The sequence below is a fragment of the Pantoea sp. B65 genome (assembly GCF_047308185.1).
GTDB lineage: Bacteria > Pseudomonadota > Gammaproteobacteria > Enterobacterales > Enterobacteriaceae > Erwinia.
In genome coordinates, this window is the sequence record NZ_JAHXPU010000039.1 from 329,706 (window position 1) to 352,883 (window position 23,178).

Below are 23,178 nucleotides of genomic sequence, written 5' to 3' on the forward strand. Positions count from 1 at the left end.
ACGATCGCATAATGCACTGGCAATTACTGCTGTATGTAAAACGGGAATTATCATCATGAATACTGAAGTGCTGGCAGGAAATATTCTTAAGCTGGTGGGTGGGGAGAACAACGTTGCCGCACTGGTGCATTGCGCCACCCGGCTGCGCTTTAAAATTATCGACAACAGCAAGGTCAACCAGGCGGAACTGGAAGCGCTGGACGGCGTTATTACCGTGGTCAAAGGTTCCGGCCAGCTGCAAGTGGTGATTGGTAACCGGGTGCCGGACGTCTTTCGCGCTATTGGCGCGATTTCCGGGCTGCTGGACGATAATAAAGCCAAACAAGTGGCGCCCGGGCAGAAAAACAGTGCTTTGCTACTGGGGCGACTGATCGATCTGGTGGCGGGGATATTCACCCCGCTGCTGGGGGCGATGGCCGCCGCCGGGGTATTAAAAGGCGCGCTGGCAATTGTGCTGGCGGCAGGCTGGATGACCAACGTCGAAAGTACCTATATTATTTTACATGCGGCATCAGATAGTCTGTTCTATTTTCTGCCGATGCTGCTGGCAATTACTTCGGCACGTAAATTTGAAACCAATATTTTTGTCGCGGTCTCGGTCGCCGGGGCGTTGATTTATCCCAGCATTCAGCAGTTATTTACTGCGGGTAATCCGGTAACCTTCTTCGGCCTGCCGGTGATGATGATGAAATATACCGGTACGGTGATCCCGATTATTTTCAGCGTCTGGCTGATGTCGATATTTGAACGCTTCCTTAACCGTCATATTCACGAAAGCGTGCGTAATATTCTGACGCCGTTCTTCCTGTTAACGCTGATGGTGCCGCTGACGTTAATGACCATTGGGCCGATTGGTGTCTCGGTCAGTGAGTTTATTGCTTCGCTGTTTGTCACCATTTATAGCGTCAACCCGATTATTGCCAGTGCGCTGATGGCTGCAGCCTGGCAGGTGTTGGTGATTTTCGGCGTACACTGGGGCTTCGTGACGGTATTTATCAACGACATCTCGGTGATGGGCCATAGCTACCTGAAGGCGGCGTCCAGTCCGTCGGTATTTGCTCAGTCCGGTGCCCTGCTGGCCGTGATGCTGCGCACAAAAGATAAAAAGCTGAAAGCGCTGGCGGGAAGTAGCTTTATTGCCTCGTTATTCGGCATCACCGAGCCGGGCGTTTACGGCGTGACGCTGAAACTGAAAAAACCGTTTATCTGTGCGGTAATCGCCGCCGGGTTTGGCGGGGCCATTGCCGGCTATGCCAAAAGTTCGGCGATTTCAATGGGCATGCCGGGGCTGCTGACCCTGCCTATCTTCTACGGCGAAGGCTTTATCGGCTTTATTATCGGCTGCATCGTGGCATTTGTCGCCAGTCTGGCACTGACGCTGCTGGTTGGATTTGATGACCCCGCGCTGCAGTCCGCCCCCCGGTCCACACCTTCTGCGCCCACACCAGGGGAAAAACGCACCCTGACCGGCGAAACGACGGCGGCAAACGCCGCGCAGGTGGGGGACGAGCAGATTGTCGCGCCGATTTCCGGCACGGTGATCCCGCTGACGGCGGTAGATGACAACGTTTTTTCATCGGGAATTGTCGGACAGGGCTTCGCCATTGTGCCGGATGAAGGACGGGTTTATGCGCCGGTTGATGGTCATATCGCCAGCACCTTCGCCAGCGGTCATGCCATCGGCATCAGTTCCACCGGCGGTGCGGAAATATTGATCCACGTGGGCATTAATACCGTTCAGCTGGAGGGGCAGTATTTCCATATGCAGGTGAAAGAGGGTGAGGCGGTGAAAAAGGGGCAGCTCTTGTTAACGTTTGATCTCGACGAGATTAAGAATGCAGGTTATGACACGGTGACGCCGGTGATTGTTACCAATAGCGAAGCGTGGCGTGAACTGCATATCAGCGATAAACCGCATTCTCGCTTTGGCGAACCGGTGATGGCGCTGTCTCTGTAAATAAAGCTGTATAAATAAAGTCAGTTGCGGCGAGCGTGGTTATCGTTGCAGTAAATAAAACGACGTTGATAGTTTAATTGATCTATCCCTTCAGGACGTGACTGATTTAATTCAGGCGAGACCTGCAACCAGCGAAAGTTATATTTCGCTGGCTGCGGGTCTTTTTTTTGCGGGGATGCAATATCCAGGAGGAATGATGAAAGCGAACAAACAAAATTATAAAAAAACTATTATCGCGGCGGCATTATTATCTTGTTATGCCGTCAGTGGTGAAGTTTTGGCGCAAAAGTTAACGCTGGAACAGCGTATGGAAATGCTGGAAGCTCAACTACGCGCTACCCAGCAGAAACTGCAGGCCTATGAGGATAAAGAGCTGGCGCAGCAGCAAACTATCGCCGCTGCGGCTCCGACCGCATCCGCCTCGCCTGCGGCGCTGTCTGCCTCTGTCGCCCCGGCTGCGCAGCCGGAGCTGTCGCCCGACACGTTGAAAAAAATCAGCAAATATGTGCAGGATGATAGCGGGTTTAAATATTCCGGCTATTTCCGTTCCGGCTGGGCCAGCACAACCAACGGCGGGCCGAAATCCTGGGGGGTGGGTTCACTGGGGCGTTTCGGTAATGAATATGACGGCTGGTATAATTTGTCGCTAAAAAAACGCGCATGGCGTGAAGGCGATAAATCAATCTGGGCCAACGTGCAGTTTGAAGGTGACTTAGGTCTGACCCAGAGTAATGAATCCTTTGAGAAGGGGATGTCCGGTGGCGGAATGGGGAAACTCAGCAAACTGTATGTGGAAGGCAACGGCCTGCTGCCATTTGCGCCGGAAGCATCGGTGTGGATCGGTAAACACACGCTGCCGCAGTATGAAATTCAGCAGCTGGATTGGAAAAGCAACCGCACGCTCTCCGGCGCTGGCATCGGGATAGAAAACTGGACGCTGCCGCTGGGCTCACTGAGTATGGCGCTGACGCGCAACGACATTGATAACTACAGCACGGTGTGCGCGGCTGGTTCTTCAGGCTGCAGCGATACGACCCAAGTCAACGTTAATATCGCCGAGGTTCGCTACAAAAATCTGCCAATAACTGACGATGTTACGCTGGAGCTGGGGGCGAAATATGCCTTCGCCAATCAGACCGACGAACAAAAACAAGCGCAGGCGGATAACGATTACTACCAGGTAAAATCCTCCTGGCTGGGCCAGGCGATTTTGCGTAATCCGCTGCTCAACGGGACCAATGAACTGACGCTGCAGGTGGCCGATAATTCGCTGGCCAGCCAGTTTATGAATATCTCCAGCGCCAATCCGGACTTCGATTACAACAGTTCGTATTACGGAATTCACAGCGGCGGCGTCGGCTGGCGGTTGGTGAGCCAGGGAGAGTTTTACCTGAGCGATAAGATCATTATGGCGCATGCCCTGGTGTACGGTCGTGGCTACGATCTCTATTCCACCTATACTGGCGCGCACACCGATTTTGAAACCGCACGTGCGGCGATCCGCCCGTCGTGGATCTGGAACCGTAATATGCAGACCGCGCTGGAACTGGGTTACTTTAACCAGCAGAACCGCGCAAATAATCTCAGCTTTGATGAATCCGGTTATAAAGTGACGCTGGCGCAGGTATTTAAGGTAGATACCAGCATTCTCAATTCACGTCCGGAAATCCGTTTATATACTACGTATCTGAGAGCGCTGGAAAACCAGATCGACACTACCACCTTTAATGATGGTAAAGACTATCAGATTAGCTTCGGCGTACAGGCGGAAGTGGTGTTCTGATTTTCCGCTGGCGAATGTCACAATGAGCAGCGACGATGAGATTATCAGGCACCGGCGTATTGCCGCGCCTCAAAATTTATACCGTCCCGGCGTCGAGCCAAATACACGGCGAAATAAGGCAATGAAAGCGCTTACATTTTCGTAACCCAGATCCAGCGCAATTGTCGTCACTGACTTGCCTGCAGCCAGAAGTTCCAGCGCCCTGAGCAACCGCACGCGCTGTCGCCATTCGGTGAAGCTAAACCCGGTTTCAGCACTGAATCGCCGCGTGAGCGTGCGTGGTGATATCCCGACCCAGGCTGCCCAGGCCTCCAGTCTGCGGCCATCGTCTGGTCGTTCTGATAGCGCTCGCGCGATCCTGAGGAGTCTGTCATCCCGCGGCATTGACAGGCCGAGGTTCGCCTCGGGAAGCGACCGGATCTCGTCGAGGATGACGCCAGCCAGGCGTGTCTGCGATGCAGTAAGAAGCGCCTCTTTCCAGGTTGCCGCTCGGGTTACAGCCTCGCGCAGCAGACCGGTAATCGGGAGAATACAGGGTTTGTTGGGTAATTCATCGCAGGCTGAGGCGGCGACATAAACACTCCAACCAGAGTAAGGGCCATGCGAACATAAACCGTGCGGTATAGCAGGTGGTATCCAGACTGCATGTGTCGCAGGCACCACCCAACGACAATTCCCGGCATCGACCGTCAGCAGTCCACGTTCGGCTCCGAGCAACTGTCCACGAGCATGATGATGACGGGGCGTTTCCCGTATCACATCTGACTGACGTATCACGACCAATAAACCCGGTTCTTCAGCAGAGGAGGCCAGCGATAATGGAATCAGGGGGTCAATCATATTTGGCGTTTAAAGAGTATTGATTGTCGTTTATACCGTACCGACGCCATTCAGTCGAATGTAAAATGCTCACAACATTCATTCAGTGAGAACAACATATGCAAACCATCAGTATCGATATCGTTTTGGATGAGGTGATCAATCAGCAGGAACTGTCACTGGAAAAGACACTTGATCGCTACTTTAGTCCCAATTATCGGCAGCGCACCAATGGCTGCTGGGAAGATCGCGAAGGGTTTGCTCATCACGCACGTAAACTTCGGGAAATCTGTACTTTCGCGAGAATCGAAGTGCTCGACGAACTGCGCAGTGGGAATCTCTACGCCACCCGGCACCGCGTTCAGTGTAGCAAGCGCGACGGAGCAGAGGTTGTTATGGAGGTGTATATGTTCGCAGAAATAGAGGATTCCGGACGCTTCCTGCGCGTTGAAGAAACTACGCTAATGCTGAAAGGTACAGAGAGCGATCGCGATTTAGGCGGCGCCAAATGAAATATACCGCGCGGTTCAATCAGTGTGTTGCATCCATCGGTTGAACTCACCGCCCGAAACGGACGTTATGAACCGCAAGTATTTTGAGAGGTGTCCTGGCAGCTTTCTACATAAAATATCGTTGGTGGCGGGTTCATTCACAGAAGCTATGATGCGGCGATGTAATGTTCATTTTATTTCAGGCAAACACTGTAAATGACCGTGGCGCACGCCGCGCTGGGAAATCACATTATCGGCAAAATGCTGAACATTACCCATATCGCCTTTCAGCACGGCAATTTCCAGACAGTCGTCATGGTTGATATGTACGTGCAGCGTGGCGACGGATAAATCGTGATGATGATGCTGGGTGGAGACGATCCGGCTGGCCAGATCGCGTTTCTCATGCTCGTAAACATACGAGAGCACCGCAAAGCCCTGAGTGCCGTGTTCCTGCGTGGTTTCCTGAGCCAGCGCACCGCGCAGAATATCGCGGATTGCTTCGGAACGGTTATTGTAGCCACGGCGCTGGCTCAGGCTGTCCAGCGTTTCCAGTAAATCGTCATCGAGAGTGATAGTGACACGTTGCATCTGATTTAAACCTTTTTTGTCGCGCTACGGCGCACAGGGAATGCGGGAAGTACCGCATTTTGTAACATACGTCCGGCGTCAGAGGAAAAGGTTAATGTATCGCCCACGGTTTGCGTCTCGACGATCTGTCCCTCATCCATGACCATCACCCGGTGACAAAAGCGCTCGACCAGGCGTAAATCGTGAGTGATAAACAGACAAGCGGTGCCAAACTGCTGCTGCAGTTTTTTGAGCAGACGGATCACGCCTGCCTGGAGGACAAGGTCAAGGTTTGAGACCGCTTCATCGAGGATCAGAAGTTTCGGTTCTACCGCCAGCGCTCGCGCCAGGCAAACACGTTGGAGCTGCCCGCCGCTCAACTGTGGCGGGCGCTTGTCGAGTATGCTGTCGTCGAGATCCACGGCATGGAGCATTTCGCTGGCCCGCGTCAGTTGCTCTGATTTGGTCAGCGACAGCAGATGGTGCATCGGCTCGCGTAGAATTTCTCGCACGGTTTTACGCGGGTTAACCGCGCTGATGGAGTCCTGAAACATCATCTGAATATCCCGGCGAAACGCCTTTCGTTTTGCGCGGTTCAGTCGTGAGAGCGGCTCGCCCCGCCAGCAAACGCTGCCTTCCGTTGGCGATTCCAGCCCGACGAGCAGGCGCGCCAGCGTGCTTTTTCCACAGCCGCTACGTCCCAGCAGGGCGACGGTTTCACCGCTTTTCAGCACAAAAGAGACGGCTTTTAATACCTCTGAACCCGTATATTGGTGGGTGATCTCAGAGACGCTGAGTAATGTCATGATGCCAGCTCCATACCGTACAGGGCGAGATGCGCCGCCACCAGATTACGGGTGACGGTGTGCAGTGGTGCGCGAAACAACGTTTCGACGTCGCCCTGTTCCACAATGCTACCGTGAACCATCACCGCCACATCATCCGCCAGCCGCGCGACCACGCCCATATCGTGCGTCACCAGCAGCATTCCCGGCGCACGGTTTTGCATAATATTTTCCAGCAGGTCGAGAATCCGCGCCTGGGCCACCACGTCCAGATCGGTGGTGGGTTCATCGGCGACGATAAACGGCGCATCGCACAGCAATGCCATGGCAATCATCATGCGTTGCAGCATGCCACCGCTCATCTCGAACGGATAAAGCTGCAAAACGCGCTGCGCCTGCTCCAGTCCAACGGCTTCGAGCGTGGCGATGAGCGTGGCGTCGTCAGACGGTTTACCTAATGCGCGGCAGGTTTCCCGCGCATGATCGGCCATTGTCCGCAGCGGATTAAAGGCGCTGCGCGGATTCTGCATGATGGTGGCGATTTTCACGCCGCGCAGAGAGCACGGTGAAACCGGTTTGCCATCCGCAAGAATGGCTCCCGCCGTCTGGTGTACGCCTGAGGGCAGAATGCCCAGCGCCGCCGCGCAGGTCAGCGATTTGCCGCTGCCGCTGCCACCAACCAGCGCCAGCACGCGTCCACGTTTAAGCGTCAAAGAGACGCCATGCACCAACGGGCGCTCGGCGCGCAGGGCAATGTTTTGCAGTTCAATCTGTTGCGGCATCAGTGGGCATGCTCCGTGACCAGATGAGGATCGAGGTGATCGCGCAGCGCGTCACCCACCATATTGAAGGCCATGACGGTGATAAACAGCGCCAGCCCCGGCCAGAACATTTGCAGCGGCTGGGTCCAGATATATTGGCGCGCGTCGTTAATCATCACGCCCCATTCGGCGGTTGGCGCGGTGACGCCCAGACCGAGGAACGACATCCCGGCGACGTGCAGCATCATATGACCAATATCCAGCGTCGCCAGCACCAGCAGCGACGGGATCGCCGCGCCGGCCAGATGGTCGATAAACACCCGAATATGACCCGCGCCGGAAAGCCGGGAGGCAAGCACAAACTCGCGCTGGCGCAGGGAGATCACCAGGCTTCTCACCATCCGCGCATACCATGCCCAGTGCGACAGGGCGATGGCGATAATCACGTTAGTCAGCCCGGTTCCCAATACGCCGACCATAAAAAAAGAGAGGATCGACGTCGGAAAGGTCATAAACATATCCGCGACGCGCATGGTGACCTGATCGACACGACCGCCGATAAGACCCGCGCTGCCGCCGACGATGAGTCCCAGCGCCAGTACCAGCAGCAGGCAGGCCATCACCGAACCAAGCGAAACGCGGGTTGCCGCCAGCAGGCGCGAGAAAATGTCGCGGCCCAAATGGTCGGTGCCCAGCCAGTGCTGGCTGTCAGGGGCCAGCAGGCGCGACGGTAAATCAATGGTCTGTGGGTCATACGGCAGCCACCACTGGCTGGTGAGCGCAATCACCGCCAGCAGGGCGATGATGACCAACGCTAAGCGAACAGACCAGCGTGAAGAGAGGAAAAAGTTCACGAATGCGCTCCTTCATAGCGGCGAATACGCGGATCCAGGGCGGCGTTTAACAGGTCAACAATCAGGTTACAGACCACAAAAACAATCACCATCATCAGGGTAAAGCACTGAATAACCGGGTAATCGCGGTTAAATATCGCCGAAACGGCATAACGACCGACGCCTGGCCAGGCAAAGATATTCTCGATAATCATGGTTCCGCCGATCAGTTCGCCGATATGCATCCCCACGGCGGTGATCATCGGCAGCGAGGCGTTACGTAAAATATGACGGCGTTCGGTTTGCTTCTCGTTCAGGCCGCGCAGTCGCGCCCAGGTCACATGACGTTGCCCGGCAACGTCCAGCATGCTGGCGCGCAGCAGACGGGCGTTAATCGCCAGCGACATAAAGGCTATCGACACTGCGGGCAGAATGATGTGTTGCCAGCCACCATAGCCCATCGCAGGTAGCCATTGCAGGTAGACCGAGAAAAACATCACCAGCAGAAACGCGAGCCAGAAGTTGGGCATCGACACGCCGAGGAAGGCGATAACCCGCACGGCGAAATCCGGCAGACGATCGCGATGGCGCGCCGCCCAGATACCCAGCGGCACGGAGGTGAGCAGGATCAGCACCAGCGCGGCGCCCGCCAGCAGTAGCGTGGCGGGCAGGAAGTTCAGCACGTCATCCAGCACCGGGCGCTGGGTGGCGAACGAGATGCCAAAGTCCAGATGCAGCGCCTTCCACAGCCAGGTGCCGTATTGCATGACAAGCGGCTGATCCAGCCCCAGCATCACACGGGTGGAAGCCACCATCTCCGTCGTCGGCGGCAGGTTCGACAAGCGTAAATAGTCGAGCGCCGGGTCGCCGGTCCCGTGGCGCAGCATCAGGAAGATAATCACCGAGGCGGCGAAAATCATCGGCACCAGCAGCGCCATGCGCCGCAACGCGTAACGCAACATCAGGGTTTCACCGGCTTAATCTGTTCAAACGGAATGTCAGACGCAATTGGCGCGTAAGGGATTACGCCCAGCTCCGGTCTGGCAACCACCATCATGGAGACATAGCTGATGGGCAGGTAGACCGCGTCATTGTGCAGTCGCGTCAGAATGTCGCGGTACAACGCCTGACGCTGCGTTTCGTCAGTGGTTTCCAGCACTTCACCAATTTCTTTATCAATCAACGGTTTGTCAGCCAGACCTTGCTGCGCCTGAAAATCGGCGTGCGACGGGACGCGCATCGAACTCATAAAGGCGTGCGGATCGTACGGCGCGCCCCAGGTGCGGTTGAAAATCATGCCAAATCGACCGTCGCGCTGGCGGGCATAAATGCTGCTCTCTTCTTCGCCGACTAACGCCACATCCACGCCAGTCTGACGCATATCCGCCTGGATGATTTCCGCCATCGATTTGCTCAGCGCGTCGGTACCAATAAACGACAGTTCAATGCGCAGCGGCTGACCGTTTTTCTCACGGATATCTTTCCCGGCAGGCAGCGTCCAGCCTGCCTTTTCCAGCAATGTTTTTGCCTGCTGCGGGTCATACTGGCGCGGCTTCAGGCCAATATTGGCGTAAGGGACGGTGGGGGCGAACAACGTATCGGCGAGCTGCTGGGTGCCGTACAGGGCAGTATCGATAAGCGTTTTTTTGTTCACCGCATAGTTCAGCGCTTCACGTACGGCTAACTCGTTGGTTGGCGCTTTTGCGGAGTTGAGCGCCAGCATTACCGTCTCTATCGGCCGGGAAAGCTGGGTACGGTATGCCGGGTTGTGGCTGAAACGGGCAAAGGTGTCGAGCGGCAGCAGCCCTTCATTGCCATACAGCAGGTTGATGTCGCCGGTTTCAAAAGCGACGGCGCGGGTGGTCGCGTCCGGGATCACCTTGACCGTAATCTTTTGAATCTGCGGTTTTTCACCCCAGTAGTGATCGTTACGTACCAGCACATCGTATTGATTGAGCTTAGATTCTTTTAATATCCACGGACCGGTGCCAATCGGCGCTTTAATACCATGCATGGTCTCATTGTCTTTAAACTGCGATGGGGCGATAAAGCGGAAAGGACGCGGCAGCGCCAGCTCTTGCAGGAACGGGTAGTAGGCGCTTTTCAGGGTGATTTGCAGCTGATTTTGGTCGAGCGCTTTGGCATCGACTAGCTGATTGACCAGCTCCAGCCAGGCGTGGCGCTGGCGATTATCCAGCACCACGCGGAAGTTCTCTGCCGCGGCATGAGCGTCAAACGCTTCGCCGTTGGAAAATTTCACATCATCGCGCAGGGTAAAGGTCCAGGTTTTGCCATCCGCCGAGTGGGTCCAGCTTTTCGCCAGCCAGGGTTTCACCGAGCCGTCCGCCTGGTATTTCACCAGCGGCTCATAGACCATGCTCTGGGCGAACATTTGGTTTGGCGTGTAAAGATGAGGGTTGAGTGGACCCACGTTAACAGGCCATGCGGTGGTTATTTCATCCAGTGGATGGGCATTTGCAAAAAAAGAGGCAAGAGAAAACAGCAACCAAAACGAACGGCGTAGTCTGGACAAAACAGCGACCTTATAGAAGAGAGATACAACCAAATGAGTATGATGATTTTATTAATTCATCATACTTATCAGTTGATGGAGATCAAATAGCATTAAGATCTGATAGCCAGAGGAAAAATAATGAATACATACTGAGCCCAGGTTTTACCGTTGAGCACAGCGCGTTGTTAATCCGTTACACTGTCGTTGACCCTTACTATAAAAACACACAGAACGTGGGTCGTTTCATGATGAAGGAGAGCGGCGATACGTTTCAATTTGGCAGTGCCAGTGCGAACCTGGCAGAGGCTATAATGAGGCTGTAATTTAAATTGTGTATCTGCCTGTTTTTGATATGTTCATTCCAGCAATGGAGACAGGCAAATGATGGACGAAAAGACACTCAAAGCCCATGCGGCAGAACTGGCTAAAGGCCTTAAAACCGAAGCTGATCTTAACCAGTTTTCCCGGATGCTGACGAAGCTTACCGCCGAACTGCACTATCTCATAAGCCCGGACGTCTGCAACGAGCAGACTCACTACCAAAAATCTCAGCCTTACGCATCAGCATCTATTCTCTTGGTATCCACTACTACCAATTCAACATCGTTCTCTTCGATCAGCTTGAGGATGTTTTTTGGTGGCGTTTTATCCGTGATGATATGGTCGATATCCGACCAGCTACAGGATTGATACATCAGTTGTAGATTAAATTTGGCGAAGGTTGCAATACAAATCACTTTTTTTGACTGTTTCGCCATGGCGACTTTTTGCAGTGCATCGAGTTCTGTATCTGTGGTGATACCACTTTCCGATAATGCACTAACGCCAATAAATGCTTTGTCCGCATAATAGCGATTAATTTGCTCCAGTGCGGTATTACCTAATATTGCGTGCGAATAGTCATCAAAATTACCACCCAGTACTGAAATACTAATCCCTTTATTTCCAATGATCTCGCCCAACACTTCAATGGAGTTGGTAATGACACTAACCGGTGACGGAAGCTGGCGGGCGAGGGCGGCAGATGTCGTACCGGCATCAATAAACAGGATCTCTTTTTCATTAATGGTTTTCGCCGCACAGGCAGAAAGTAATGTTTTTTCCGCACTGTATTGTGCACGCTGAACATAAGGCAATTCGATACGCTTTTCTGCCAGAATAGCTCCACCGCGAATACGCAATATATGCGGAAGTTGTGTCAGTTTGACTAAATCCCGACGTGCAGAATCCGATGAAATATTATACTGCTGACAGATGTAATCGAGAGTTACTTTACCCTGATTTTTTATTAATTCCTCTAACTCGATCAAGCGTTCTTCTTGCGTCATTACGTCTTCCAGTCTTCTGAGTAAGGATAACCAGGCCATGTTAGCTGAAAACGTAGCTTGCGTACACGGCTTCATGACCGACCGGGTACGTCCCCATGGAAGGAGAACTTACTCCTTATTGTTAACTTTTAATCGCTTAAAAACACTTACTGAATTGTTTGTTAAAATGCATTAACATCCATTTTGTGTATAAAAAGCAATCTATATACTTAAAATTAAGTGATGCATATCACATAAATATAATGATTTGTAAGTGATTTGATTCTTTTTGAGATTCGGGTCACGGAATCCTGTGACCAGTACTGAGAGCATGCACCCGTCAAATGAAAAGAACACTTTCTGGCAGATTTCATTCCAGGAACGAAATGACCAGGCGAACGATAGCCACCAGTCCATGGTACGTGACCGAATGAAATGCCGGACCAGAGTTACACACTATTTTTATAAAGAGGGCTGAAAATGAACAAAATTTTTCTCTGCTGCGCTGCCGGTATGTCAACCAGCATTGTGGTGAATAAAATGAAACAGGCTGCCAGTGCCAAAGGTATTGAGGCTGAAATTATTGCTGTGGCGATGGAAGAGTTTGAATCGACCATCTCGCATTTTGATTGCTGTCTGATGGGGCCGCAAATCAAATATAAATTCGAAGAGTTTAAGGCGATTGCTCAACGTGAAGGAAAGCCGATAGCCATCATCAGTAATATGGATTACGGCATGCTTAAAGGTGAGAAAATCCTTAATGATGCTCTGAAGATGATTCAGGATTCTCAAACTAACCCAGTGCAATAATTTTACAGGGTAATATCATGTCGAACGCTTTTTTTAATTTTATCGAAAATAAAATTACGCCCGTTGCCGCCGTTGCCGGAACCCAGCGTCATATTATGGCGGTTCGCGACGGTTTTATTGGCGCGATGCCTTTTATGATCGTGGGCTCTTTTTTACTTATTTTTGCTTTTCCGCCTTTTGCACCGGATACCACCTTCTTTATTGGCAAACTTTGGTTATCCGTTTCCCAGCAGTATTTCAACGAAATCATGACCCCCTTTCATATGACGATGGGGATTATGGCCTGCTATATCAGTGCGGGGATAGCTTACAACCTGGCACAAACGTACAAGCTGGATGCGTTCTCCTGCGCCATGCTGTCGCTGATGACCTTCCTCCTGATCACTTCGCCCTACAAAGAGGGTTCGCTGCCGGCGGCCTTCCTCGGCGGATCGGGTATTTTTACCGCGATTCTGGTGGGGATTTTCTGTGTTGAGTTGGTCCGCATTCTGAAGCTATACAACATTGGTATCAAGCTGCCAGAACAAGTGCCGGATAAAATTCGCCACTCATTCAACCTTTTGATCCCGGCGATTGTCATTATCTGCACCATCTACCCGTTGAACGTGGTGTTACAACACCAGTTCGGCATGCTGTTACCTGAAATAATCATGACCGCCTTTACCCCGCTGATTTCTGCGGCGGACTCTCTGCCAGCGGTGCTGATTGCGGTCTTACTCTGCCAGGTTTTGTGGTTCTCTGGCATCAACGGCGGGGCGATTGTCGGCGGCATCCTGCAACCATTCTACCTGATTAATCTCGGACTAAACCAGACGGCGCTGGCCAACGGTTTGCCCATCCCACATATCTTTGCGGAGGCGTTTTGGGCCTTCTTTATCAACCTCGGCGGATCGGGTGCCACGCTGGCGCTGGTTATCCTCTACATGCGCAGTAAAGCGGTACACCTCAGAGCCATCGGCAAGCTGTCGGTGGTACCGGTCTGCTTCAACATCAACGAGCCGGTCATCTTTGGTAGCCCGGTGGTGATGAACCCGGTGCTATTTATTCCTTTCATCATCGCCCCGGTGGTGAATGCAATCATTGCCTGGTTTGCCACCACCAGCGGTCTGATTGCCAATGTCATCTCTCTGGTTCCCTGGACCACGCCCGCACCGGTTGGCGCCGCATGGGGTGCAGGCTGGGCCATGAACAATACGTTGCTGGTTATCGCGCTGATTGTTATCGACATCTTCATCTACCTGCCTTTCTTCAAAATTTATGAAAAGCAGCTTCTTGAGCAAGAACGTGAGCAGGAAATGGCCACGGCATAAGCCGTCTGTTCCGCCTTCTTTTATTGAGTGGAGACAAAACATGGATATGGAATCAACGGTCATGGAGTTGATTATCAACGCCGGGGAATCGCGCAGCTATGCGATGGAAGCCCTGCGTGCCGCCAAACGCGGTGAGTGGGAGCTGGTTGATGCAAAACTTGCTGCTTCCACTGAGGCGTCGAAACGCGCCCACGATGTCCAGACTATGCTGATCGGTCTGGACGAAGGCTGCGGCAAAGTGCAGGTCAATCTGGTGCTGGTGCACGCGCAGGACCACATCATGACCTCAATGCTGGCCCGCGAATTGATTGCGGAAATCATCGACTTACAGCGCCAGCTACAGCGCTAACCCTCTTTTACTGGAGTAAATAATGACATTTCCTCGTGATTTTTTGTGGGGCGGCGCGGTTGCGGCTAACCAATGCGAAGGTGCCTGGAATATAGACGGTAAAGGGCCGAGTATTCAGGATGTTACTCCGCAAGGGGTAATGGGGCCGATGACGGCGCAACCAACCGACAATAACCTGAAGCTTGCAGGGATCGATTTTTATCACCGTTATAAAGAGGATATTAAGCTCTTTGCTGAGATGGGTTTTAAGGTTTTTCGTACTTCCATTGCCTGGTCACGCATCTTTCCTCATGGCGACGAACAAACCCCGAATGAAGCGGGTCTTGCCTTTTATGACGCCCTCTTTGATGAGTGTCATAAATACGGCATTGAGCCACTGGTTACGCTATCGCATTACGAAACGCCGCTGCATTTGACCAAAGAATATAACGGCTGGGCAAACCGGGCACTGATTGACTTTTATGCTCGCTATGCCACGACGGTATTTACCCGTTATCAGCACAAGGTGAAATACTGGCTCACTTTTAATGAAATTAACTCCGTGCTGCATCATCCCCTGATGAGCGGCGGCATCTTCACGCCTAAGAATGAACTGAGTCAGCAGGATTTATATCAGGCGGTGCATCACGAATTGGTGGCCAGCGCACTCGCCACCAAAATTGGCCGGCAGATCATGCCGCAGGCGAAATTTGGCTGCATGGTATTAAGCCTGCCGATTTACCCGTTAACACCAAATCCTGATGACGTGATTGCCTGCATGCATGCCGATCATATGAATGATTTCTTTGCCGATGTTCACGTACGTGGCTATTACCCCGGCTATATGCAGCGTTATTTCCGCGAGCATGGTATTAACCTGCAGATGGAAGAAGATGATGCGCAGACGTTGACGCATACCGTCGATTTCCTCTCATTCAGTTATTACTTCAGCACCTGCGAAACTGAGCAAACTAACGTGGATGGTGCTACCGGCAATTTGATGGGGGGGGTGAAAAATCCGCATTTAGCCGCCAGTGAGTGGGGCTGGCAAATTGACCCACAGGGGTTGCGCTACATCTTAAACAAATACTATGACCGCTATCAGCTCCCACTGTTTATTGTGGAGAACGGTCTGGGCGCGAAAGATGTATTAATTACCGACGGCGTGGGCGAACCTACGGTCAATGACGATTACCGCATCCAGTATTTGCGTGAACATCTGGAACAGGTGCATGAAGCCATTAAGGACGGTGTGCCGGTGATGGGATATACCACCTGGGGCTGTATCGATCTGGTTAGCGCGTCCACCGCGCAACTTTCTAAACGCTACGGGTTTATTTACGTCGATCGCAATGACGATGGTAAAGGTTCACTGGCTCGCTACAAGAAAAAATCGTTTTACTGGTATCAGAACGTTATCCATTCCAATGGCGCAGAGCTGTAAGTATTCAGGTGTGATTTAAAACAATGCCACCTGCATTGCGGCGGGTGGCACGACGAGGTGGAACATGAAATTAGGCATTCTTGGCACCGGCATGATCGTTAAAGATTTGCTTTCGACGGTTCATAAACTGCCTTTTAGCGGTCTGGCGATTTTAGGCACGCCACAAACGGAAGAGGAAACGCGCGAGCTGGCAGCCCGTTACCACATCGATGATATTTATTTTGATTATCAGGCCATGCTGGACAGCGACGTCGACACAATTTACGTGGCATTACCAAACCATTTGCATTTCCCGTTTGCCAGCCAGGCACTGCAAAAAGGTAAGCACGTTATTATTGAAAAGCCGATTACCACCAGCGTGGAAGAACTGAACACGCTGAAGAATCTGGCAACAGGACAAAACGTTATCATGCTGGAAGCAATGAATATTCATTACCTTCCGGCCTATTTATCGCTTCAGTCGCAGCTGTCCCGTATTGGAAAAATCAAGCTGGTGACTCTGAACTACAGCCAATACTCATCGCGTTATGATGACTTTATGGCGGGCATTGTGCACCCGGCTTTTGATGTCAAAAAAGGCGGTGGGGCGCTGATGGACATTAATGTCTACAACCTCCATTTTGTCGCCGGATTGTTTGGTGAGCCGCAAGCGGTTAATTACTTCGCCAATATGCATAACAATATTGATACCAGCGGGATGATGGTACTCGATTATGGTGATTTCAAATGCGTCTGTATTGGCGCTAAAGATTGTAAAGCGCCGACCACCTCGTTGATTCAGGGAGATAAGGGGAATATGCAAATCACCCTGCCGGTCAACCAGATGACAGGTTTCGAGATGGCACTGAATAACGGTGACAGCGCGCAATTTGCGTTTGACCGTCGTGAGCATCGCTTGCTTTATGAATTCCTCGCGTTTATTCGCATTATCGACACCCTGGATTATCAGACTGCAGCACGCCAGCTTGACGTAAGCACCCTGGCGGCTCAGATGATTGAAATGGGTAAAAAACAGCTGATTGTGGAGTGAAACAGTGACAACGAAATTAATCCTTGGTTTTATCGGCAATGGCAAAAGTGCTAATCGCTATCACCTGCCGTTTATTCTGTCTCGCGCGAATAAAATAACCACAAAAACCATTTATTCCGCCACGGCAAATCGTGATAGTTGGGATAAATTACCGAACATCACCTATACCAACAATCTGGATGTGTTATTGGGTGATCCGGAAATACAGGTGGTGGTGGTCAGTACCCCGGCCGCCTTGCATTATGAATTTGCGCTTAAGGTATTACAGGCCGGAAAACACTGCGTGGTAGAAAAGCCCTTTACCCAGACGAGTCAAGAGGCCGAAACCTTATATAGTCTGGCAAAAGAAAAAGGATTAATGGTGCAGTGTTATCAGAATCGCCGTTTCGACAGCGATTTTCTGACTACCCAGAAGGTGATTGAATCGGGCAAGCTCGGTGATTTACTCGAAGTAGAGATGCACTATGACTATTACCGCCCTTACATTCCGGAGTCGGTCAACGAATTCAGTGCCATTAACTCCTACCTGTATGGCCACGGTTGCCACACCCTCGACCAGGTGATTTCATACTTTGGTGCACCGGACCATGTTAATTACGATGTGCGCCAGCTGTTGGGCGACGGACGCATGAACGATTACTTCGATGTGGATATGTTCTACGGTGCATTAAAAGTCTCGGTAAAATCGAGCTATTTCCGCATCAAAGAGCGCCCGAGTTTTGTGGCTTACGGCAAGAAAGGGATGTTTATTAAACACAGTAAGGATAAGCAGGAACATCACCTCAAGCTCTTTTATATGCCTGATAACGCCGATTTTGGTCAGGACACCCCGGAAGATTACGGTGTGCTAACCTGGATGGATGACGCAGGTGTATATCACGAAGAAAAAGTTGTCACTGAACAAGGTGATTATGCCCGCTATTATGATGCCCTTTATGAGACGATTATTAACGGCAAAGAAAAACTGGTGAAAGATGATGAAACCCTGTTGCAAATTAATTTACTGCAATCGGGTATCGCTGGCCTGAAGTAAAACGCACTGTACCATAGGGTTGTATTGTTAAAACAATGCAACCCTCTTTTTATAATAAGACCGACCGTCATGGGTGATGTCACCTGTGCACATCATTGCGCCTGTTGTTAAAGAATAACTAAATAAAATTTAATTATAGGATTGATATGAATATTAATATACCCGTGCTCTGCTCCGTGACATTAAGTGCCTGCTCTTTATTGGTGGCGAATACGCCGTATGCAGCACCGCTAACCCTTGAAGAGCGTGTTGCAATTCTCGAAAATAAGCTCTCCTCCAATATGAAGGAATTGGATTCAACCAAAGCGCAGCTTAAAAAATATGAATCGCTAATGCCACCGTTGGAAGTTATTTCTGCCAACCCGGCGACGCCAGAAAAAGTCGATTCTGCTTCGTCGATGACTCTGGCCGATATCAGTAAATATGTGAAAGACGATATCGGCTTTAATTATTCCGGCTATTTCCGCTCGGGATATGCTGTGGGAAACCGGGGTTCGGCAAAATCCTACGCCATTGGTTCTCTGGGGCGTTTTGGTCAGGAAAACAGTTCCTGGTACGATCTTGAATTTTCGCAGCGGGTTTACCGCGATGGCAATAAAACGGCCAAAGCGGTTGTGATGCTCGACGGCAACGTCGGCGGACAATACAGCGCGGGCTGGTTTGACAGCACCTCTGACAACCTGCTGCAATTTTCCGATATCTATCTGACCACGCGGGGCTTTTTGCCTTTTGCCCCGGAGGCCGATTTCTGGGTGGGAAAACATACGTTGCCAAAGTTTGAAATCCAGATGCTCGACTTCAAATACCACAAATCGGACTCAGCTGCCGGGATTGGGCTGGAAAACTGGCAACTGGGGCCAGGCAAGGTCAACGTGGCGCTGGTGCGTGAAGACCTTGATGCCCACGCGGTCGATAGCAGCGTCAGCCAGACTCAACAGATCAACACCAACACGATCGATGCCCGCTACACAGCAATCCCCCTATGGGATAGAGCCACGTTGGATCTGTTTGGTCGCTACTCTGCTGCTAACAAAACCGACCTGAATAAGCACGATGAAAACAACGGCACGTATTACAGTGTGAAAGATGCCTGGCATGCCGGGGCGCGGTTGACGCAAAACTGGCAGAACGGCGGGTTTACCTATGTGACCGCCCAGATGGCAAATAACTCGATCGCCAGCGGCATGGGTCTGGTGACCGACTCCAGCGCGCTGTATGGCTATAACGGGCAGTATTACGGTGAACACACTAACGGCACGGCCTGGCGCGTACTCTCCGAAGGGGAAAACTACCTGTTGCCAAACGTGATCATGGCCCATGCCCTGGTGTATGCCGCTGGCAATGATATCTATGACTACTACACCGGTGCCCACACCGACTTCAACTCCACCCGTGCGGTGGTGCGTCCGGCGTATATCTGGGACACCTTTAACCAGACGGGGGTTGAACTGGGCTGGTTCGATCAGCGCAACAAAGCAGGCGGCGAGACGTACCATGAGTCGGGCCTGAAGACGACGTTGTTCCACACCTTCAAAGTGGGCACCAGCATGCTGACCTCGCGTCCGGAGATCCGTTTCTTCGCCACTTACCTGAAAACATTCGATAATGAGATAACCCAGTTCACCTTTAACGACGATAAGAAAGATCAGTTTACCGTCGGGGCACAGGCAGAAGTGTGGTGGTAAATCGCAATTGGCACCACACTACCTACTATTCTTGATCTTAAATTACGGATTGGTTATTAGACTACCCATGCAGGAATCCTGTCTCATTCTGAACCTGGATTCCTGCATGCCAATATATGTAGATTAAAAAGTTATAGCCCACCGATAAATAAGGGCAGCCCGGGATTGCACTTTATCAAGACTGGGCGGTCGGGTGCGATGGAGCAGCAGGTAATCCAGACGCCTTATGTTGTTGAGCATAAATGTATGGCGCAACATATCCTTCCCGGTTTAAATCCAGATAATCCGACCACCACTGCATCATCGCTTTTCGCGCATCGAGATATGCCGCTTTATGGGTGTACGCTGCCCGCACGCTGTTACGTTCCTGATGACTCATCTGGCGCTCAACGGCATCCTGTGACCACAGACCAGACTCCATTAATGCACTGCAGGCCATTGCCCGGAATCCGTGACCGCAGATTTCATTTTTAGTGTCATAACCCATCAGGCGCAGTGCCTTGTTGACGGTGTTTTCACATATTGGTTTATACGGATTATGGTCGCCAGGAAACACCAGTTCCTGATGCACGGCATAACGCATGATATTGCACATATGCTGCCGGATACAGGCCGCCCCTTCCAGCAGACCTTTTTTCTCAATACCTTCCAGCCGAGCGCTGTTGCACCGGGTCAATATCCTGCAGCAGCAATTTACGGATACCGTCACGCTGCTGACGCGCTTCCGCCAGCGAAACAACCGGCCACGGGCCGAAAGCCAGACGCGATTCTTTTCCACAGAAACGATATTTGAGATACCACAGACGTGAACCTGTCGGATTGACCAGCAGATACAGACCGTGTGAGTCGAAAACTTTAAAGGGTTTTGATGATGGTTTGAGAGTGCGGATTTTCGCATCGCTAAGAGAGATTTGGGGTCGCTCCGTTATCGAAGTGAAAGACCCCAGATCAGACCACCAGTTGTTCCCGATGCAGAGGGAAAACTGAAAACGCATCGGGAAGAGTTTTTACGCTATCCCGTTGAATCGCTGAAACATAAGGATTCGCAGGGACGCATAAGAACTGAAAGTTGGCTCCTCTGACTGGACTCGAACCAGTGACATACGGATTAACAGTCCGCCGTTCTACCGACTGAACTACAGAGGAATCGTTGGAACGGGGCGAATATTAACGAGGGTGCCGGAGCTTGTCAAAGCCTGTTTGCAACTAAATTTACTGACTGCCGAATAAAACAGCAATCCCCGATAATTATGCGCCTATTTCCCTCTTTTACCATGTAAATAATTATCCAGCCTGATAAGCGCAATAACATAGTGCGGTAACGCGGCTAATAGCGAGAGAAGGTGGATCACCTCATCAGCGCCATGCGGCAAACCATGTCCCACGGGTAAAAAGTCGGCGCTATTCTCTATGCCCTGCGCGAGGACTCCGCCGGTGCCGGACAGTGGCGTGGTGGTATGGGGTAACACCACTGGCTGGTGATGCTGGCCGGAATAGCGGTGTACGCCTTTCTGGTGTTACCGGTATTTTCGGCATTCAGCCCGGAAGCGTATCCACAGTTCCCGCCGCAGGTATCGCCGGGACCCTTACCGCGCTGGCGATCGGGCATATTGTCGTGGCGCTGCCTTATGTGGTGCGTACGGTCAGCGTTAGCCTGGCGGCAATGGATCGCCGGCTTGAAGCGGTAGCGATGAGTCTCGGCGCCGGACGCTGGTATAGCTTTCGCCGTGTCACTTTACCGCTGATCAAACCGGGTATGCTGGCCGGTGCGGTGTTTGCCGCCGTCACCTCATTTGGCGAGGTTTCCATCAGTCTGTTTCTTAGCGCGCCTGATACCATCAGCGTTCCGGTCCGGGTGTTTAACTATGTCGATCAAACCTTTGATCCGACAGTGAATGCGATTTCAGTGATTTTTATTGTGATTGCCGTGCTGATTCTTCTGGTGATTGAGAAAACCATTGGGCTGGTAAAGATATTGTGATTACTATCACTATTACAGTGAGAATCAACGAGTTTGTTGCATCTTTGTCGCCATCATTATGCCGGGTGATCACGTTTATTTCATTTTCTGATTGATGAAGCTAATTTTGAAATATACATTCCAAATCAATCCTTCATCACAGGCAGGAAATCGACATGGAAAAGGTAAGAATCGGGCTTATTGGTACCGGATATATTGGACGTTGTCACGCTATTGCCTATGCACAGGCATCAACGGTCTTCAGGCTGAAGGGCGAGATTGTCCGTGAAATGCTGGCAGAGGTGACCCCGGAGCTGGCGCGCAGCAAAGCCGATGAATTTGGTTTCAACCGTGCTACCGGCAACTGGCGCGAGCTGGTTAGCGATCCGAATATTGATGTGGTTGATATCTGTGCCCCTAACTTCCTGCATAAAGAGATGGCGCTGGAAGCGATTCGCCATGGCAAACACGTTTACTCCGAGAAACCGCTGGCGCTGTCGGTGGCGGATGCTGAAGAGATGACCCGTGCGGCGCAGCAAGCCGGGGTAAAAACCCTGGTGGGTTTCAACTATATGAAAAACCCCACCAGTCAGCTGGCGCGTGAAATTATCGCCCGCGGAGAGATTGGCGAGGTGGTGCATTTCTATGGCACGCACAACGAAGATTACCTGGCTAACCCACAAACGCCACTCGACTGGCACTGCCAGAAAGCGCTGGCCGGGCTGGGGGCATTAGGCGATCTGGCGGCGCATATTGTCAATATGGCCCATTACCTGGTGGGGGAGATCGAGGAAGTCAGTGGCGATATGCTAACGGTAATTAAGCAGCGGCCCGATCCGAAAGATCTGACGCGTTTAGTGCCGGTAGAGAATGAAGATCAGGCCAGTGCTTTGTTGCGTTTTGCTCAGGGCGCTCACGGTGTGATTGAAACCTCGCGTATTGCCTGCGGCAGCAAGATGGGGCTGACTTATGTGGTTACCGGTACTAAAGGGGCGCTGCGTTACACGCAGGAGCGCATGGCTGAACTGGAACTCTATCTGCATGATGATCCGGCAGGGCGGCAGGGTTTTAAAACCATTCTGACCGGGCCTGCGCATCCGGATTATGCCGCCTTCTGTATTTCCGCCGGCCATGGTATTGGTTTTAACGATCAGAAAACCGTAGAAATTCGCGATTTGGTTAATGGTATCGCCGGCGGGGATCGGATGTGGCCCGATTTCGCGGAAGGGTTGCAGGTATCGAAAGTGCTGGAAGCGATAGCGGTATCCGCGGTAGAACGCCGCTGGATAAAGGTGTAACACCCAAAAACACCTGTAGGGGAGCCATTAATGGCTCCCGTCACATTAATGGCTCCCGTCCCGAAGGTGGCAGCAGTGCAAGCCATTGATACGGGCGGCATAAATGTACAACCGCCACATGGGTTACAGATCTGACCGGCCACATGGGTAACACATTTAGGTCGGGTCGATCCGGATGATACTCTGCTCAACTCTGTCGTAGTAAGCAAGTATCATCCGGTCGAACAGGATCGCGTCCAGTCCGTCATCCACCTCCAGAACCCTTACGTACTCCCCCTGTAGCGCTTCGCTCAGGAACAGCCCTCCACCGATTTTTATCGCCCCCTTCGGTGACACCAGACAGAGCGCTGAGCTTTCCGGATACTCCACATCCGGCACTTTTCCGTCCCAGATTCGTAATGAAGGGACCCATACCGATGAGGGCGGTTGCCCGCCATGCGCCTCATGTGGCCTCTCATG

21 protein-coding genes, 1 tRNA gene and 3 pseudogenes are annotated in these 23,178 nt (G+C 51.8%); 13 read left to right on the forward strand and 12 right to left on the reverse strand.

Annotated features, from left to right (window positions below; translation table 11 throughout):
- Positions 1-55: 55 nt before the first annotated feature.
- Complete coding sequence (locus tag JWF83_RS19755; RefSeq protein ID WP_413652117.1) at positions 56-1,957, forward strand: beta-glucoside-specific PTS transporter subunit IIABC; 1,902 nt, start codon at positions 56-58, stop codon at positions 1,955-1,957.
- Between the two features lie 196 nt (positions 1,958-2,153).
- Complete coding sequence (locus JWF83_RS19760) at positions 2,154-3,740, forward strand: carbohydrate porin (protein WP_413652118.1); 1,587 nt, start codon at positions 2,154-2,156, stop codon at positions 3,738-3,740.
- A 69-nt stretch (positions 3,741-3,809) separates the two neighbouring features.
- On the opposite strand, the gene JWF83_RS19765 is transcribed toward JWF83_RS19760, so the two are convergent.
- Together JWF83_RS19765 and JWF83_RS19770 are read right to left on the reverse strand one after the other, a co-directional pair.
- Complete coding sequence (locus tag JWF83_RS19765) at positions 3,810-4,262, reverse strand: helix-turn-helix domain-containing protein (protein ID WP_413652142.1); 453 nt, start codon at positions 4,260-4,262, stop codon at positions 3,810-3,812.
- Between the two features lie 84 nt (positions 4,263-4,346).
- Positions 4,347-4,580 (reverse strand): annotated as a pseudogene (locus JWF83_RS19770) (AraC family transcriptional regulator); the annotation flags it as partial.
- A 98-nt stretch (positions 4,581-4,678) separates the two neighbouring features.
- Here JWF83_RS19770 and JWF83_RS19775 point away from each other — a divergent pair.
- The gene (locus tag JWF83_RS19775; protein ID WP_413652119.1) at positions 4,679-5,071 is read left to right on the forward strand and encodes a nuclear transport factor 2 family protein; all 393 of its coding nucleotides are present in this window, start codon (positions 4,679-4,681) and stop codon (positions 5,069-5,071) included.
- A gap of 168 nt (positions 5,072-5,239) precedes the next feature.
- Here JWF83_RS19775 and nikR read toward each other — a convergent pair whose 3' ends face one another.
- From nikR to nikA, 6 genes are read right to left on the reverse strand one after another with little or no spacing between them, the layout of a single operon-like run.
- Positions 5,240-5,641 (reverse strand): nickel-responsive transcriptional regulator NikR, encoded by a 402-nt coding sequence (nikR, locus tag JWF83_RS19780; protein WP_413652120.1) that lies wholly within the window; start codon positions 5,639-5,641, stop codon positions 5,240-5,242.
- 5 nt (positions 5,642-5,646) lie between these two features.
- Entirely contained in the window at positions 5,647-6,426 is a 780-nt protein-coding gene (gene nikE, locus JWF83_RS19785) for a nickel import ATP-binding protein NikE (RefSeq protein WP_413652121.1), read from the reverse strand.
- Complete coding sequence (nikD, locus tag JWF83_RS19790) at positions 6,423-7,187, reverse strand: nickel import ATP-binding protein NikD (RefSeq protein WP_413652122.1); 765 nt, start codon at positions 7,185-7,187, stop codon at positions 6,423-6,425. The genes nikE and nikD overlap by 4 nt, the downstream gene beginning before the upstream one ends.
- Positions 7,187-8,020: a nickel ABC transporter permease subunit NikC gene (gene nikC / locus JWF83_RS19795; protein ID WP_413652123.1), complete on the reverse strand. Its 834-nt coding sequence runs from the start codon at positions 8,018-8,020 to the stop codon at positions 7,187-7,189. Before nikC ends, nikD begins: the two co-directional genes overlap by 1 nt.
- On the reverse strand, positions 8,017-8,961 hold the full coding sequence (gene nikB, locus JWF83_RS19800) for a nickel ABC transporter permease subunit NikB (protein ID WP_413652124.1): 945 nt from the start codon (positions 8,959-8,961) through the stop codon (positions 8,017-8,019). The genes nikC and nikB overlap by 4 nt, the downstream gene beginning before the upstream one ends.
- Complete coding sequence (gene nikA / locus JWF83_RS19805; RefSeq protein WP_413652125.1) at positions 8,961-10,532, reverse strand: nickel ABC transporter substrate-binding protein; 1,572 nt, start codon at positions 10,530-10,532, stop codon at positions 8,961-8,963. Before nikA ends, nikB begins: the two co-directional genes overlap by 1 nt.
- Between nikA and JWF83_RS19810 the strand changes: the two genes are divergently transcribed.
- Positions 10,442-10,837: a DUF6434 domain-containing protein gene (locus JWF83_RS19810; protein ID WP_413652126.1), complete on the forward strand. Its 396-nt coding sequence runs from the start codon at positions 10,442-10,444 to the stop codon at positions 10,835-10,837. The two genes, nikA and JWF83_RS19810, sit on opposite strands and share 91 nt — an antisense overlap.
- Positions 10,838-11,068: 231 nt before the next feature.
- On the opposite strand, the gene JWF83_RS19815 is transcribed toward JWF83_RS19810, so the two are convergent.
- Positions 11,069-11,842: a DeoR/GlpR family DNA-binding transcription regulator gene (locus JWF83_RS19815; RefSeq protein ID WP_413652127.1), complete on the reverse strand. Its 774-nt coding sequence runs from the start codon at positions 11,840-11,842 to the stop codon at positions 11,069-11,071.
- Positions 11,843-12,301: 459 nt separating this feature from the next.
- On the opposite strand from JWF83_RS19815, the gene JWF83_RS19820 reads away from it, so the two are divergent.
- The 7 genes from JWF83_RS19820 to JWF83_RS19850 all read left to right on the forward strand — a co-directional run bounded on the left by JWF83_RS19820 (position 12,302) and on the right by JWF83_RS19850 (position 19,461).
- Positions 12,302-12,631: a PTS sugar transporter subunit IIB gene (locus tag JWF83_RS19820; protein WP_413652128.1), complete on the forward strand. Its 330-nt coding sequence runs from the start codon at positions 12,302-12,304 to the stop codon at positions 12,629-12,631.
- Positions 12,632-12,648: 17 nt separating this feature from the next.
- Entirely contained in the window at positions 12,649-13,941 is a 1,293-nt protein-coding gene (locus JWF83_RS19825; RefSeq protein WP_413652129.1) for a PTS sugar transporter subunit IIC, read from the forward strand.
- Between the two features lie 40 nt (positions 13,942-13,981).
- Entirely contained in the window at positions 13,982-14,290 is a 309-nt protein-coding gene (locus JWF83_RS19830; RefSeq protein WP_413652130.1) for a PTS lactose/cellobiose transporter subunit IIA, read from the forward strand.
- A gap of 22 nt (positions 14,291-14,312) precedes the next feature.
- Positions 14,313-15,713: a glycoside hydrolase family 1 protein gene (locus JWF83_RS19835; RefSeq protein ID WP_413652131.1), complete on the forward strand. Its 1,401-nt coding sequence runs from the start codon at positions 14,313-14,315 to the stop codon at positions 15,711-15,713.
- A gap of 64 nt (positions 15,714-15,777) precedes the next feature.
- Positions 15,778-16,743 (forward strand): Gfo/Idh/MocA family protein, encoded by a 966-nt coding sequence (locus tag JWF83_RS19840; RefSeq protein WP_413652132.1) that lies wholly within the window; start codon positions 15,778-15,780, stop codon positions 16,741-16,743.
- 4 nt (positions 16,744-16,747) lie between these two features.
- On the forward strand, positions 16,748-17,776 hold the full coding sequence (locus tag JWF83_RS19845) for a Gfo/Idh/MocA family oxidoreductase (protein WP_413652133.1): 1,029 nt from the start codon (positions 16,748-16,750) through the stop codon (positions 17,774-17,776).
- 146 nt (positions 17,777-17,922) lie between these two features.
- Positions 17,923-19,461 carry a carbohydrate porin gene (locus JWF83_RS19850; protein ID WP_413652134.1) on the forward strand — a complete coding sequence of 513 codons (1,539 nt, stop codon included), beginning with the start codon at positions 17,923-17,925 and terminating at the stop codon, positions 19,459-19,461.
- A 175-nt stretch (positions 19,462-19,636) separates the two neighbouring features.
- Here the strand turns inward: JWF83_RS19850 and JWF83_RS19855 are convergent.
- Both JWF83_RS19855 and JWF83_RS19860 read right to left on the reverse strand, forming a co-directional pair.
- Positions 19,637-20,372, reverse strand: a pseudogene (locus JWF83_RS19855) (tyrosine-type recombinase/integrase).
- A 159-nt stretch (positions 20,373-20,531) separates the two neighbouring features.
- Positions 20,532-20,607, reverse strand: a tRNA-Asn gene (locus tag JWF83_RS19860).
- Between the two features lie 298 nt (positions 20,608-20,905).
- On the opposite strand from JWF83_RS19860, the gene JWF83_RS19865 reads away from it, so the two are divergent.
- On the forward strand, positions 20,906-21,442 hold the full coding sequence (locus tag JWF83_RS19865) for an ABC transporter permease (protein ID WP_413652135.1): 537 nt from the start codon (positions 20,906-20,908) through the stop codon (positions 21,440-21,442).
- Positions 21,443-21,597: 155 nt separating this feature from the next.
- Complete coding sequence (locus JWF83_RS19870) at positions 21,598-22,719, forward strand: Gfo/Idh/MocA family protein (RefSeq protein WP_413652136.1); 1,122 nt, start codon at positions 21,598-21,600, stop codon at positions 22,717-22,719.
- 156 nt (positions 22,720-22,875) lie between these two features.
- Here JWF83_RS19870 and JWF83_RS19875 read toward each other — a convergent pair.
- A pseudogene (locus JWF83_RS19875) lies at positions 22,876-23,178 on the reverse strand (transposase); the annotation flags it as partial.

Coding starts and splice junctions, on each gene's coding strand:
- JWF83_RS19775 (WP_413652119.1), top strand. CDS start 4,679: ATGCAAACCATCAGTATCGATATCGTTTTGGATGAGGTGATCAATCAG.
- JWF83_RS19835 (WP_413652131.1), top strand. CDS start 14,313: ATGACATTTCCTCGTGATTTTTTGTGGGGCGGCGCGGTTGCGGCTAAC.
- nikE (WP_413652121.1), bottom strand. CDS start 6,426: ATGACATTACTCAGCGTCTCTGAGATCACCCACCAATATACGGGTTCA.
- JWF83_RS19870 (WP_413652136.1), top strand. CDS start 21,598: ATGGAAAAGGTAAGAATCGGGCTTATTGGTACCGGATATATTGGACGT.
- nikB (WP_413652124.1), bottom strand. CDS start 8,961: ATGTTGCGTTACGCGTTGCGGCGCATGGCGCTGCTGGTGCCGATGATT.
- nikD (WP_413652122.1), bottom strand. CDS start 7,187: ATGCCGCAACAGATTGAACTGCAAAACATTGCCCTGCGCGCCGAGCGC.
- JWF83_RS19820 (WP_413652128.1), top strand. CDS start 12,302: ATGAACAAAATTTTTCTCTGCTGCGCTGCCGGTATGTCAACCAGCATT.
- JWF83_RS19815 (WP_413652127.1), bottom strand. CDS start 11,842: ATGACGCAAGAAGAACGCTTGATCGAGTTAGAGGAATTAATAAAAAAT.
- JWF83_RS19755 (WP_413652117.1), top strand. CDS start 56: ATGAATACTGAAGTGCTGGCAGGAAATATTCTTAAGCTGGTGGGTGGG.
- JWF83_RS19825 (WP_413652129.1), top strand. CDS start 12,649: ATGTCGAACGCTTTTTTTAATTTTATCGAAAATAAAATTACGCCCGTT.
- JWF83_RS19840 (WP_413652132.1), top strand. CDS start 15,778: ATGAAATTAGGCATTCTTGGCACCGGCATGATCGTTAAAGATTTGCTT.
- JWF83_RS19850 (WP_413652134.1), top strand. CDS start 17,923: ATGAATATTAATATACCCGTGCTCTGCTCCGTGACATTAAGTGCCTGC.
- JWF83_RS19810 (WP_413652126.1), top strand. CDS start 10,442: ATGCGGTGGTTATTTCATCCAGTGGATGGGCATTTGCAAAAAAAGAGG.
- JWF83_RS19760 (WP_413652118.1), top strand. CDS start 2,154: ATGAAAGCGAACAAACAAAATTATAAAAAAACTATTATCGCGGCGGCA.
- JWF83_RS19830 (WP_413652130.1), top strand. CDS start 13,982: ATGGATATGGAATCAACGGTCATGGAGTTGATTATCAACGCCGGGGAA.
- nikR (WP_413652120.1), bottom strand. CDS start 5,641: ATGCAACGTGTCACTATCACTCTCGATGACGATTTACTGGAAACGCTG.